At 36.8% G+C, this 12,773-nt stretch carries 14 protein-coding genes; 8 read left to right on the forward strand and 6 right to left on the reverse strand.

What is annotated here, in order from left to right; all coding sequences use genetic code 11:
- Positions 1-2: 2 nt before the first annotated feature.
- Complete coding sequence (locus tag M3225_RS11495) at positions 3-1,325, reverse strand: nucleobase:cation symporter-2 family protein (RefSeq protein ID WP_308215734.1); 1,323 nt, start codon at positions 1,323-1,325, stop codon at positions 3-5.
- Positions 1,326-1,594: 269 nt separating this feature from the next.
- Between M3225_RS11495 and M3225_RS11500 the strand changes: the two genes are divergently transcribed.
- The 5 genes from M3225_RS11500 to M3225_RS11520 all read left to right on the forward strand — a co-directional run bounded on the left by M3225_RS11500 (position 1,595) and on the right by M3225_RS11520 (position 5,746).
- Entirely contained in the window at positions 1,595-2,182 is a 588-nt protein-coding gene (locus M3225_RS11500) for a lysophospholipid acyltransferase family protein (protein ID WP_251393422.1), read from the forward strand.
- A 20-nt stretch (positions 2,183-2,202) separates the two neighbouring features.
- A complete protein-coding gene (locus M3225_RS11505; protein WP_251393423.1) occupies positions 2,203-2,688 on the forward strand; it encodes a hypothetical protein in 486 nt (161 codons plus the stop codon).
- A 219-nt stretch (positions 2,689-2,907) separates the two neighbouring features.
- Entirely contained in the window at positions 2,908-3,981 is a 1,074-nt protein-coding gene (locus M3225_RS11510) for a branched-chain amino acid aminotransferase (protein ID WP_251393451.1), read from the forward strand.
- A 222-nt stretch (positions 3,982-4,203) separates the two neighbouring features.
- On the forward strand, positions 4,204-4,428 hold the full coding sequence (locus M3225_RS11515) for a hypothetical protein (protein ID WP_251393460.1): 225 nt from the start codon (positions 4,204-4,206) through the stop codon (positions 4,426-4,428).
- Between the two features lie 391 nt (positions 4,429-4,819).
- Positions 4,820-5,746, forward strand: coding sequence for a manganese-dependent inorganic pyrophosphatase (locus tag M3225_RS11520; RefSeq protein WP_251393479.1), 927 nt, complete (start codon positions 4,820-4,822; stop codon positions 5,744-5,746).
- A 17-nt stretch (positions 5,747-5,763) separates the two neighbouring features.
- Here M3225_RS11520 and M3225_RS11525 read toward each other — a convergent pair whose 3' ends face one another.
- The gene (locus M3225_RS11525; protein ID WP_251393500.1) at positions 5,764-6,708 is read right to left on the reverse strand and encodes an alpha/beta hydrolase; all 945 of its coding nucleotides are present in this window, start codon (positions 6,706-6,708) and stop codon (positions 5,764-5,766) included.
- Positions 6,709-6,933: 225 nt separating this feature from the next.
- On the opposite strand from M3225_RS11525, the gene ilvD reads away from it, so the two are divergent.
- Positions 6,934-8,610, forward strand: coding sequence for a dihydroxy-acid dehydratase (ilvD, locus tag M3225_RS11530; RefSeq protein ID WP_216141546.1), 1,677 nt, complete (start codon positions 6,934-6,936; stop codon positions 8,608-8,610).
- 67 nt (positions 8,611-8,677) lie between these two features.
- Here the strand turns inward: ilvD and M3225_RS11535 are convergent, their stop codons facing one another.
- On the reverse strand, positions 8,678-9,106 hold the full coding sequence (locus tag M3225_RS11535; protein ID WP_251393502.1) for a GNAT family N-acetyltransferase: 429 nt from the start codon (positions 9,104-9,106) through the stop codon (positions 8,678-8,680).
- 365 nt (positions 9,107-9,471) lie between these two features.
- Between M3225_RS11535 and M3225_RS11540 the strand changes: the two genes are divergently transcribed.
- The gene (locus tag M3225_RS11540) at positions 9,472-10,260 is read left to right on the forward strand and encodes a DUF4240 domain-containing protein (protein WP_251393504.1); all 789 of its coding nucleotides are present in this window, start codon (positions 9,472-9,474) and stop codon (positions 10,258-10,260) included.
- A gap of 46 nt (positions 10,261-10,306) precedes the next feature.
- Here the strand turns inward: M3225_RS11540 and M3225_RS11545 are convergent, their stop codons facing one another.
- Positions 10,307-11,284, reverse strand: a complete 978-nt coding sequence (locus tag M3225_RS11545; RefSeq protein ID WP_251393506.1) for a DMT family transporter — start codon at positions 11,282-11,284, stop codon at positions 10,307-10,309.
- A 100-nt stretch (positions 11,285-11,384) separates the two neighbouring features.
- On the opposite strand from M3225_RS11545, the gene M3225_RS11550 reads away from it, so the two are divergent.
- Positions 11,385-11,942: a helix-turn-helix domain-containing protein gene (locus M3225_RS11550; RefSeq protein WP_013057203.1), complete on the forward strand. Its 558-nt coding sequence runs from the start codon at positions 11,385-11,387 to the stop codon at positions 11,940-11,942.
- Positions 11,943-11,996: 54 nt separating this feature from the next.
- On the opposite strand, the gene M3225_RS11555 is transcribed toward M3225_RS11550, so the two are convergent.
- Entirely contained in the window at positions 11,997-12,281 is a 285-nt protein-coding gene (locus tag M3225_RS11555; RefSeq protein WP_182006799.1) for a hypothetical protein, read from the reverse strand.
- A gap of 95 nt (positions 12,282-12,376) precedes the next feature.
- The gene (locus M3225_RS11560) at positions 12,377-12,715 is read right to left on the reverse strand and encodes a hypothetical protein (protein ID WP_251393513.1); all 339 of its coding nucleotides are present in this window, start codon (positions 12,713-12,715) and stop codon (positions 12,377-12,379) included.
- Positions 12,716-12,773: the final 58 nt, after the last annotated feature.

Below are 12,773 nucleotides of genomic sequence, written 5' to 3' on the forward strand. Positions count from 1 at the left end.
CTTTATTTTATTTCTGAATAGTCTGTCTTATCAAGAGAGACAGAAGGTACTTTTCGTTCAACCGATGCGTTAAAAAAGAGATTTAATAAAATTGCAGCTAAACTTCCGGTAATAACTCCATCGCTTACAATCACGCGCAAAGTATTTGGGAGCTGAGAGAATAAATCAGGTACCACCGTTACGCCAAGGCCGAGTGAAAGAGAGCACGCAATAATCAGCAAATTTTCTTGTTTGGCCAAATCAACAGCGCTTAGCATTTTGATGCCTGATGAAATAACTAAACCAAACAACACGACCATCGCTCCTCCTAAAACAGGAGTGGGAATAATGGTTGTAAAAGCAGCAATTTTAGGAACAAGCCCCAGTAATACGAGAATGAAGCCGGCTACTACCACTACATTTCTTGTTTTTACTTTCGATAATTGAACCAGTCCTACATTCTGAGCGAATGTATTGTAAGGGAAAGCATTAAATAGCCCTCCAAGAACAATGGCGATTCCTTCGGCACGGTAGCCTTTTGTAAAATCTTTTTCAGTTAATTCTCGATCACACAGCTTTCCTAACGCTAAAAATACGCCTGTAGACTCAATAATAATGACCAAGCATACGAGAATCATCGTTAAAATGGGCCCGATTTCAAAAGTGGGCATCCCAAAATAAAAAGGAATGGGAATGTGAAACCAAGAAGCTTCATTAAAATTAGTGAAATCAACTTTCCCCATTAACACAGCGGCTATTGTTCCAGCTACAATTCCAATCAACACAGAAAGAGAACGAAGAAAACCGCTGGAAAATCGATTTAAAATTAAAATAAGCGCTAGAACACCAAAAGAAAGAAGAAGATTAGAAAGAGAACCAAAATCTTTACTTCCCACTCCTCCTGCCATATTTCGGACAGCGGATGGTACAAGCGATAAACCAATCATCGTAACAACCGTTCCTGTGACAACTGGAGGAAAAAATTTAATAATCTTGCCTAAAAAACTTGCTGCCAGTACGATGAAAATACCACCAGCAATAATCGCTCCGTAAACAGCGCTAACTCCATATTGAGTCCCAATTGCAATCATAGGAGTCACCGCTACAAATGAGCTTCCAAGTACAACAGGAAGCCCAATCCCAAGCCACCTGTTTGTCCATGCCTGCAACAGCGTAGCTAGCCCGCATGTCAATAAATCAATGGCCACGAGATAGGCTAAGTCATGCGCATTCAAATTCAATGCGCGTCCCACCATCAACGGAACGAGAATGGCGCCCGCATACATAGCAAGTACGTGCTGTAATCCCAATGAAGCTAGTCGAAACGGTCGATTTTGGTTATTCACCTAAAAACCTCCTTTAATTATATTACATGTAATGTTAATAAATATTACATTTAAAATGATACATTAATAGTAAAATGTTTTTTAAGGGATGTCATTAGTTAAGTTGACTAAAAACAGAAGGGGAAATATCTGATTTTATACAATGTAGAGAGAAGCAGTGAAGCTATTGTGGAAAAAGATGTTACATTCTTTTTTAGTACCAACTCTTAATAGTAAGTGATATAATTTTTGTATATATTTTCAAATAATAGAGAGAAGAGGAAACATTTATGTATAATGTTGCGGCTCACACATGTAAATTTTTATTAAAAAGGAGGGGAAAGCTTCATGTAAGGAACAGAGAGTATCTGCCAACGGATACAGGCTTTGTTATCGCTTGTTCGCATAAGGGATGGGTAGACGTCGTAGCGCTTGGTACAGCAGTTTTGCCTCATCAAATTCATTTTATGGCAAAAAAGGAGCTTTTTAATCATATACTCACTAGTAATGTATTAAAAAAACTTAACGCATTCCCAGTAGATCGTAACAATCCAGGACCCAGCAGCATTAAAACACCTATTAAATTGGCAAAACAAGGACATATAGTCGGAATTTTTCCCAGCGGCACGCGGACTGAGGAAGACGTGCCGCTGAAAAGAGGAGCAGTCACTATAGCAAGTATGGCAAAGGTTCCTATCGTACCCGCGGTTTACGAAGGACCCACAAATCTAAAAGAGCTATTTTCAAAGGATTCCATTGTCATTTCCTTTGGAAAACCTATCTACCTTGCTGAAGGCAAACTGACAAAAGATCGCCTTTCCGACGCATCAAATCACTTAACAGCTTCGATTCGTGCGTTAGAGGAAACAGCAAAATAACTTCATAGCGGAGGTGCATCATGAAAGATTGGGTACAGAGAAAGTTAAACGATGTGATTAGCGATGATGTGCAGGCAAAAATGAAAGAAAAGATGGCTGAAAGCGGTATAACCGTTCCTATATCCGCTTCTATGCTCATGCGGATTTTTCAAAAGCAAATGACAAAGCAAGATCAAATTCAGCAATTTTCTATTTCGTTTCAAGACTCCTATATTCACGTGAATGGAATTATTAAAAAATTTCTCGTGAGAATTCCGTTTTCCATTGTGCTAGAACCTCTTGAAGCAAAAGAACGTACGCTTTTATTCAAAATTCATGAAATGAAACCTCTTAATCAAAATTGGATTAACTATCGAATTTTTCACAAACCGCCTGTTACTACTTATGAAGAAAAACAAATTCATATCAATCTCAATGAAATTGATAAAGTGAAGGTCATTCCACTAGGAAAAATCAAACAATTTTCAATACAAGATGAAAAGCTCCGAGTAAAAATCGGTCTATAAAACGTTTTAAATAAAATGTAAAAATAGTTTTTTTAGAAAGAAAACCTTTTCAATTCAGCACTTAATTTGATTAGGTGCTATTTCTTTATAATTTTTATAAAATTTTTAGAATTTTTCGTCTCTAACTATTGTGACACGCTTCCTTAAAGTTGTACAATGTAACTTATATAGAGGTTTAAGCGAAAAACCCGTAAATATAAAGAGCAAGGAGAAACAACTATGACAACTTATTCAATCGATGTAACACTAAGTCAAACAAAAAAAGAAAAGCCGCAATCTGATCAATTGCAATTCGGGAAAATCTTCACGGACCACATGTTCATTATGGATTATACAGAAGGCCAAGGATGGCACGATGCTCGTATTGTGCCTTATCAACCTATCACATTAGATCCGGCATCTATGATCTTTCATTACGGGCAGTCTGTTTTTGAAGGGCTAAAAGCATATGTAACAAAAAAAGAGCAAGTATTATTATTTAGACCAGATGAGAACTTCAAACGTTTAAATAAATCAAACGATCGTCTTTGTATTCCTCATGTTGATGAAGACTTAGCGCTAGAAGCGTTAAAACAGCTGATTAAAATTGACCGCGAATGGATTCCTACTGCTGAAGGTACATCACTATACATTCGCCCATTTGTCATCGCAACAGAGCCATACTTAGGAGTAGCGCCATCTGACCGCTATCAATTTATCATTATTCTATCTCCAGTTGGTTCCTATTATAAAGAAGGTATCGCTCCTGTAAAAATTGCGGTTGAAAGCGAATTTGTTCGTGCCGTAGCAGGAGGGACAGGGACAGCTAAAACAGGTGGAAACTATGCTTCAAGCTTAAAAGCTCAGCAGCTTTCTGACTCAAAAGGCTATTCACAAGTGCTGTGGTTAGACGGGGTTGAACGTAAGTACATTGAAGAAGTAGGAAGCATGAATATTTTCTTCAAAATCAATGGAGAAGTGGTAACGCCATCTGTGAACGGAAGTATTTTGGAAGGAATTACGCGTAAATCCATCATTGAGTTGCTAAAACACTGGAATATGCCTGTAACTGAGCGTCGTATTTCTATGGAAGAAATTAAGCAAGCCTATTCCGAAGGCAAACTAGAAGAGGCATTTGGAACAGGGACAGCTGCAGTTATTTCTCCAATTGGCGAACTATTTTGGAATAACGAGAAAATGGTAATCAACGGTGGAAATACAGGAGAAGTATCACAAAAACTGTATGACACTCTAACAGGTATTCAAAATGGTACAGTAGAAGACCCTTTCGGCTGGGCAGTGGAAGTAGAATAAATTTCGATAATCAAATATTTTTTTACGTAAAAGAAGCGGGGCAACCACCGCTTCTTTTTTGTTCGTTACCAAATAGTCCAAAAGAAACAAACTATATTTTGAATATTTCGGCCTATTTATATACTTTTATTGTAAAATAAATATAATTATCCTTATAAAAGCAACACTTTGTCTTTATTGAAATTCACAGCTTTATTTATTCGTTATAAGGGGGAGAACAAAATGCTTTTTTTATCACATGATGAAAAAATCAAACAGCTGGCTTCACGCTTAGCTGAACGACTAGAAAGAGAATTAAACAAAGAAACCTCAGATGAACAAATACACATGCTCATTGGCTATTTGTTTGCTTCTCATTTAATTGAGCACCGTCCTACGGGCTATTATGTAAGATCTCAATACCCTGAGCAATTACAAGATTTATACGAAACTTTACACGTCCATTAACAAGGGGGCTTTTTTGGTTATTTTATATAAATAAGGACAAAATAATACATATTCTCTTTAATAATGGTTATTGCTTCCTTACTTTTTCTTTATCAAAATTGGCAAGATACGGCGTTTAAGTTATCTATCAAGTGATGGATAGACGGGTTGTGTTTTATCGATGACTTTTATATAATGAACGTAGAAAACCCTCTATTTATATCGGAAATATAGGTGTTTTTCATATGAAAAAGATACAAAATGGCAAAATATCTGCGGATGAACATCATTTTTCGCAAAAAAAATTAAAATAATGTAAAAGTTTATGTTAAAATGGCAATGTTGCGTGAACGAATTAACTAAATTTACGCAAGAATGCTATTTACATACGTAAGAAGGAGAGAGATTTAAGATGGCAAAAACGTTAATTTTTGGACATAAAAATCCTGACACAGATACAATCTGTTCTGCAATTGCATACGCTGATTTAAAAAATAAATTAGGTGTAGACGCTGAACCCGTTCGCTTAGGTGATATTAACGGTGAAACGCAATTTGCTCTTGAAAAGTTCAACGCTGAATTACCACGTTTTGTTGATGAAGTATCTAAAGAAACGAATGAAGTTATTTTAGTAGATCACAACGAACGCCAACAAAGTGCAAACGATATTGATCAAGTGCGTGTGCTTGAAGTAATCGATCATCACCGTATTGCAAACTTTGAAACGGCAGATCCTTTATACTATCGTGCAGAGCCAGTTGGATGTACGGCAACAATCTTAAACAAGATGTATAAAGAAAACGGCGTAGAAATCCAACCTAACATCGCAGGTCTTATGCTATCAGCTATCATTTCTGATTCTTTATTATTCAAATCACCAACTTGCACAGATCAAGACGTTACAGCTGCTAAAGAATTAGCGGAAATTGCAGGCGTAGATGCAGAAGAGTACGGATTAGCAATGCTGAAAGCTGGAGCTGACTTAGGCGATAAAACAGCTTTACAATTAATTTCATTAGATGCTAAAGAATTCAGCATGGGCACAAGCAAAGTTGAAATTGCGCAAGTGAATGCAATCGACGTAAATGACGTTTTAGTACGCAAAGTTGAATTAGAAGAAGCAATTACTAAAACAATCGAAGAAAAAGGATTACAACTATTCCTTTTAGTTGTTACAGACATTTTAAACAGCAACTCTACTGCATTAGCATTAGGTTCTGCTGCTTCAAAAGTAGAAGAAGCATACAACGTAACGCTTGAAAACAATACAGCTGTCTTAGAAGGCGTTGTATCACGTAAAAAACAAGTAGTACCTGTATTAACATCTGTATTTGCTTAATAAAAAACGGTTCGTGTCTAAACACGAACTGTTTTTTTGTCTATTTGCACGTTAAGCCAATTTAGTATATCTTCTATCACTTCATCTTTATTTAATTCATTAAGCAATTCATGACGGCACTGTGTAAAAAAACGGTAGCTTACATCCTGCAATCCTGCTTTTTTAAAGTCGTTATATACTTTTAGTACGCCTTTTGTATAGTTGCCTACTGGATCATGTTCTCCAGACACTAAGTAAATAGGCAGATTTGATGGTACTAACTTTATATGAGCTAAATTAGAGATTTGTTTGATTCCTGTTAATAAGTCATAGAAAAATCCTGCTGTGAAAACCCCTCCGCAATAAGGGTCATTTACATATAAATCTACAGCTTTATTATCCTGACTTAACCAATCAAAAGGGGTTCGAGCAGGATGAAATGATTTGTTGTACTGTCCAAAAGAAAGTTTATCAAGCAATGGACTAGCAGATCGTAAGCCTTTTCTTTTTTTCTCTATTTTTGCAGCTATTATGCCACCCTGCAGTGAAAGGGAAGGAATGCTGCCAGTACCTGAGAGCACCACACCATGAATATGCTCTGTATTTAATTGAATATATCTTCTCGTTAGAAAAGACCCCATGCTGTGACCAAATAGAAAAACTGGGAGGTTAGGATTTTCCGTTACAATGCGTTTAGTTAAAGTAATCATATCGAAAACCACGGTGTCAAAACCATTTTCTTCAGAAAAAAAACGTTTTTCTTCATCTTTTAAAGCTGTTTGACCGTGACCGCGGTGATCATTCCCATAGACAATATATCCATTTTGAGTTAATACATCAGCAAAGTATTCATAGCGTCCAATATGTTCGGCCATCCCATGCGCTATTTGGACAACGCCTTTTGCAGATTTATTTTCAATTTTCCATTTTTGTGCAAATATTTCTTTTTCCTGATGACCTCTGTAGTAAAAGGATTGTTTCATTCTCCACATCCACCTTTGGATTTCCTGTAAAATAAGGGATATATGTATATATTATACTAATTTATGTAGGGAATTTTACTATTTTGAAATAAAAAATGATTATTTTGTCATAAACCTTTACAAACCTTTATGTGATTTGTTAAATTAGTATTTATATTAAAAATTATTAAACAATTTAAAAAGATTTAGTTTTTAATAGGTTAGATGAATACGGAGGGAATTATTGTGGCAGAATTAAGAAGTAACATGATCAAAAAAGGATTCGACAGAGCACCGCACCGCAGCCTACTGCGTGCAGCTGGTGTAAAAGAAGAGGATTTCGGCAAACCGTTTATTGCGGTTGTCAATTCATATATTGATATTGTACCAGGTCATGTTCACTTACAAGAGTTTGGTAAAATCGTAAAAGATGCGATTCGCGAAGCTGGTGGCGTACCTTTTGAAATGAACACTATCGGTGTAGATGATGGTATTGCGATGGGACATATCGGTATGCGTTATTCATTACCAAGTCGTGAAATCATTGCTGACTCAGTTGAAACGGTAGTATCTGCTCACTGGTTTGATGGAATGGTATGTATTCCAAATTGTGATAAAATTACGCCTGGGATGTTAATGGCTTCATTACGTCTGAATATTCCGACAGTTTTTGTTAGCGGCGGACCAATGAAGGCTGGCGTAACGAGTGACGGTCGTAAGATTTCTCTTTCTTCAGTATTTGAAGGCGTAGGAGCTCATCAAGCAGGTAAACTTGATGATAAAGGATTGCTTGAATTAGAACAATTCGGCTGTCCGACATGCGGATCTTGTTCAGGAATGTTTACAGCAAACTCGATGAACTGCTTAGCTGAAGCGTTAGGACTTGCTTTACCTGGAAATGGTACAATCTTAGCAGTGGCTCCTGAACGTAAGGAATTTGTTAAAAAATCAGCTAAACAGCTTATGGAATTAATTAAATTAGATTTAAAACCACGTGATATTGTAACAGAAAAAGCAATCGACAACGCATTTGCTTTAGACATGGCGTTAGGTGGTTCTACAAATACAGTCCTTCACACGCTGGCTCTTGCGAATGAAGCTGAAATTGATTACCCGTTAGAGCGTATCAATGAAGTCGCAGAACGCGTTCCTCACTTGGCAAAACTCGCTCCGGCTTCGGATGTATTTATTGAAGACTTACATGAAGCAGGAGGCGTATCGGCTGCTTTAAACGAGCTATCTAAAAAAGAAGGTGCACTTCATTTAGATACGATGACGGTCACTGGAAAAACGCTAGGCGAAAACATTGCAGGATGCGATGTAAAGGATTATAACGTTATTCATCCAATCGATAAGCCGTTCACAGAAAAAGGTGGACTTGCTGTATTATTTGGTAACTTAGCTCCAGATGGCGCGATTATTAAAACGGGCGGTGTTCAAGACGGTATTACTCGTCACGAAGGACCAGCAATTGTATTTGAGTCTCAAGACGAGGCGCTGCACGGTATTGCTAACGGCAAAGTAAAAGAAGGACATGTCGTAGTCATTCGTTATGAAGGACCAAAAGGCGGCCCGGGAATGCCTGAAATGTTAGCTCCAACTTCTCAAATCATGGGAATGGGACTAGGTGCAAAAGTAGCTCTATTAACGGACGGACGCTTCTCTGGCGCTTCTCGTGGATTATCAATTGGTCACGCATCTCCAGAAGCTGCTGAAGGCGGCCCGCTAGCATTTGTAGAAGATGGCGACCACATCGTGATTGACATTGAAGATCGTTCGATGAATGTTCAAGTTTCTCCAGATGTTTGGGAAGAACGAAAAGCAAACTGGAAAGGCTTTGAGCCAAAAGTGAAAAAAGGCTATCTTGCAAGATATTCTAAACTTGTAACTTCTGCAAGCACAGGCGGAATTATGAAAATCTGATAGTACAAAAAAGGCTCTCTACTGAGAGCCTTTTTCTTTACTGAAGTAACTGTGTACAAGAAGATTTTTAAAACGTAAATTCTTTTTTCATTATAATGTGTGGAATACCGTCTTCCATAAATACATCAGAAACAGTCTTATACCCTAATTTATGATAAAATGATTCAGCTTGAACTTGACCGTGAAGCATTGCTTGAGTTAAGCCTTCCTTTTTCGCTGCTTCTTCTAAGCTGGTCACCACTTCTTTTCCAAGTCCATATTTTCTAAATTCTTTTAATACACATATCCGCTCTATTTTGGCGAAACCGTCTACTATGCGGAATCTTCCAGAAGCAGCTGGTTCGTTGTTATAATAAATCAACATATGTTTTGCCGTTTCTTCATGTTCATCAAATTCATCTTCTAACGGCACTCCTTGTTCTTCAACAAACACTGTTTTACGTATATGAAATACGTCTTCAAGCTGCTCTTTTGTTGTAACATGCTTAATTTTCATCGAAAATCCTTCCTTTGCTGCGAATTTATGATTCTTTTTTGTATAATAAAGATATCTAATATAAAAAGAGTATAAAGGAAAAATAAAATGTTGTAAATGCAACAAAAATAAGAGGCTGAAATATTGCGTAAATCATGTTTGATTTCTCGCTATTTGAACTGTATCAGTAGCATTAAATTTAAATGAGGAGCGGAGCATGATCAAAAAATAGCACTTCAGCTTTTAACAAACTTTAGAAAGAATTAAAATCAACTGGAACATGTTAAAAAAGGAAAGAAAAGGGATTATGAAGCGCCATGGCTCTACATAACTTGTAAAAAGAGAAATATTCATAATAGTAGTGGGATGAAAAAGGGGAATGTATCATGCAAATAACCTTAGTGTATAAAGATGAGCAATCGAATAAATTTTGGAAAGTTGAAAGAAGAGACCGCAAGTTAGTGATTCACTTTGGAAAAGTTGATACAGCTGGCCGCATGCAAGTAAAAGAGTTTGCTTCCGCAGAAGCTTGTGAAGCGGAAGCTGAAAAGCTGATTCGTGCAAAATTGAAGAAAGGATATAAGCCTTTAACTTGTTCGATGCACGTAATGAAAGACAGCACGATGTCAGAGGCTCTCTTTTGGGAACTGATAAAAAAGGCGAAGACAAAATTAGATGTCGACGAGCAAATGGAATGGCTCCGCTCCACGCTAGCAAAGCGTTCTGAAAAGGACATTTTCCGCTTTGATCAGCTATTAAATCAGCATTTTGATCACTCCTATACTTCTTCATTGTGGGCAGCAGCTTATATTGTAATGGGCGGTTGTTCAGATGATTGTTTTGATTATTTTAGAGCGTGGCTTTTATATCAAGGGAAAGACATATATTATAAAGCAATTGAATCTCCTGAGACGATGATTTCTGTATTTAAACCACTAGAAGCAGAAGGCTATGCTCCTCAATTAGAAGAATTACTTTCTGTAGCGTGTGAAGCTTATGAAGAAAAAACAGGTTTAGATAACGACTACTATTATGATAAATATGACCAGTTTGATCCAATGTGGTACGATGAGCAAGATTTGGATCTTGATTGGGATGAAGATGATGAGGATGGTTTACAGATGCGATTCCCTGTGCTTTGGAGTCGCTATTGGAACAATCATCTCGAATATTAAAAAGAGGAGATGAAAACCTTTAAACAGATTTTCATCTCCTCTTTTCTTATTTTGATAGAGTACGTGAAGGACCGGCCGAAGACAGTTTTGTTTTTTTGTTTAGCATACTGTTCATAATCATTCCGATTACGATTACCATCATGCCAGCTAAAGCTATCCCTGTTGGCATACGCCCATTTAATAAAAACACTTCTCCAAACACTGTAAAAATCATGCTGCCCGATTGAGTTGCTTCGACAGCTCCCAGCAAAGCTAAATTTTCTTTTGCCAAGTCTGTCGCGTGAAAGAACGTCATCGTCGCAATTACACCTGAACTCATCGCTAATATAAAAGCTTGCGAAAATTGAGGAGCTGTTGGCATACCAGTTGTATAAAATCCATATATCGCATAGATGATACTTAGCGGTATACTGCCGATAGCCATACCTAAAACACGTTGAAATGTATCTAATTTTCCTTTGCAAACTTCCATCATTTTTCGATTTCCAAGCGGATATAAAAAAGCAGCCATGACGACAGGGAGAAAACCCAACACAAACTGTGAAAGCGTGATGTTTTCAGCTTCTTTAACTTGCATGAGAATCACACCCGCTAAAATAAACGTTGAAATACCAAGCGTTTTGAGTGGAATGTTTCCTCTTACTTTTTTGTTTCCGTCTGCAGTTTGAATCGTTACATAGAAAAGTGGAGAAATGAGCGCACCTGCCAAGATCGTTACTTGCCACGTTCCAGCTATAAGCCATGACGGTCCAAAAAGTGAAGAAAAACTTAATAATGAATAAAATCCAATTCCTGCAAGAGTTCCCCAGCCTAACCAAGCGAAAGGATGCTTTTTCATTTCCATCCATAATGGTGTAAACTTCTTTTGTACAAGTACTAAAATGAGTAAAATAGGTAGTGCTAATAAAAAACGAAGAGAAGCTGTCCAAGTCCAGCTTGTTCCAGATACATTCATGGCACGATTCACAATAAATGTAGCAGAAAAGAACATAGACGAGAGAAGCCCCCATAAAATTGCTTTCATACTTTTTCCTCCTAATTAATAAAAATACCTAAATGTACATTATAGTATACTTAGATACGAAAAAAGTGTATCATAATATACAAAAGAAAGGAAGAAAAAAATGCATTCAGAAGAAATGATGAAAAAGGTAGGCAACGAGCTTAGAAAAATAAGAACACAGCGAGAATTCACACTCGATGAATTAGCAGATAGGACAGGAGTCAGCAAACTCACGTTAGGGAAAATTGAAAGAGGGGAGACTAATCCAACCCTAGGAGTAATGTGGAAAATAACAACAGGTTTAAATATCCCTTTAACTAAATTAGTGTCAGTAGAACCTTCAGTGGCTGTATCTAAGTGCGGAGAAGGTTTTTCTCTCAAAGGACCGGACGAAGCGTGGAAAGTAGAATTTATTTTTCAAAATCAAATAGATTCAACTATTGAAATGTACCGAGCCTTTCTTTCTCCTCTCGCTACATACTGTCCCGAACCTCATCATAAAGGATTAATTGAAGTAGCAACGGTAATGGAAGGAAGAATTGAAATGAAAATAGAAGAAGAGCTATACGAGCTAAAACAATTTGACTCTATAAAATTTGAAGGAAGTCATGTACACTCATACAAAAATCTTGAAGAACGTCCCGCTGTTCTGCATTTACTGCTAAAATATGAGGAGTAAAGAGGAGTAAAACGGCAGAGCCGCAGTAAAACGAACCATAAAAAATGATTCGTTTTACTGCGGCTCTAATAGCTGTTTATTCATCAGCTTGTTTTGATAGCTAATATATTTTTTCACTCTAATGATAATTAATGAATATTCTTCAATCAAACGGTGGATAGATTGAATCATACACTCTGGGTAATGATGTTTTTTCTGTAAATATACTTTATATTTTCGAATTTGCCTTTCGAAATATAAAATCACTTGTTCGGGCGTTTTCACCAGTAAAGATTGCATGTATTCATTTACTTGCGTTTCAAGAAACGAATAGCGATTCGTGATAAAAAATGTCTTCATCTTATTTTCCTCCCTATATGTTATTGGTACAAAAAAGAAACCCTTGTGCTAGGATTTCTTTTTTGCTTTTTATTTGAATCAGCTGTGCACAACTTTTAGGCACTGATACTTGAAATCGAAGACTGTCTATATTTTTTTATTTTGCATTTTATATATGTAGGCGTTTCGCCGAAAAGATTTGCTACATGTGCAATAGCTCCATAATACGTTTTAGCATCCGTCATTTCTTTATTCACAATATAGTCATAAAGGGATGATTCAATATCATCAACAAAAGCTAAAATGTGACGCTTTTCGAATAGGAGTTGATAAAGTTCATTAATTAAGTATGGGCTTTGATCAAATTTGTCTTGCAGCTGCTCTACTCGGTACTTTGTCATAGGCACTTCACACAAGATAATGTATCGTAACTCTTCTAAAAATAATTTATTCATCTTCCTCACATCCCTATTCTGTTAATAATTATATAATAGCACTATGCCTTCATATTTG

Origin of the sequence: Priestia aryabhattai (genome assembly GCF_023715685.1) — a bacterium.
In the GTDB taxonomy this organism is placed as follows: domain Bacteria; phylum Bacillota; class Bacilli; order Bacillales; family Bacillaceae_H; genus Priestia; species Priestia aryabhattai_B.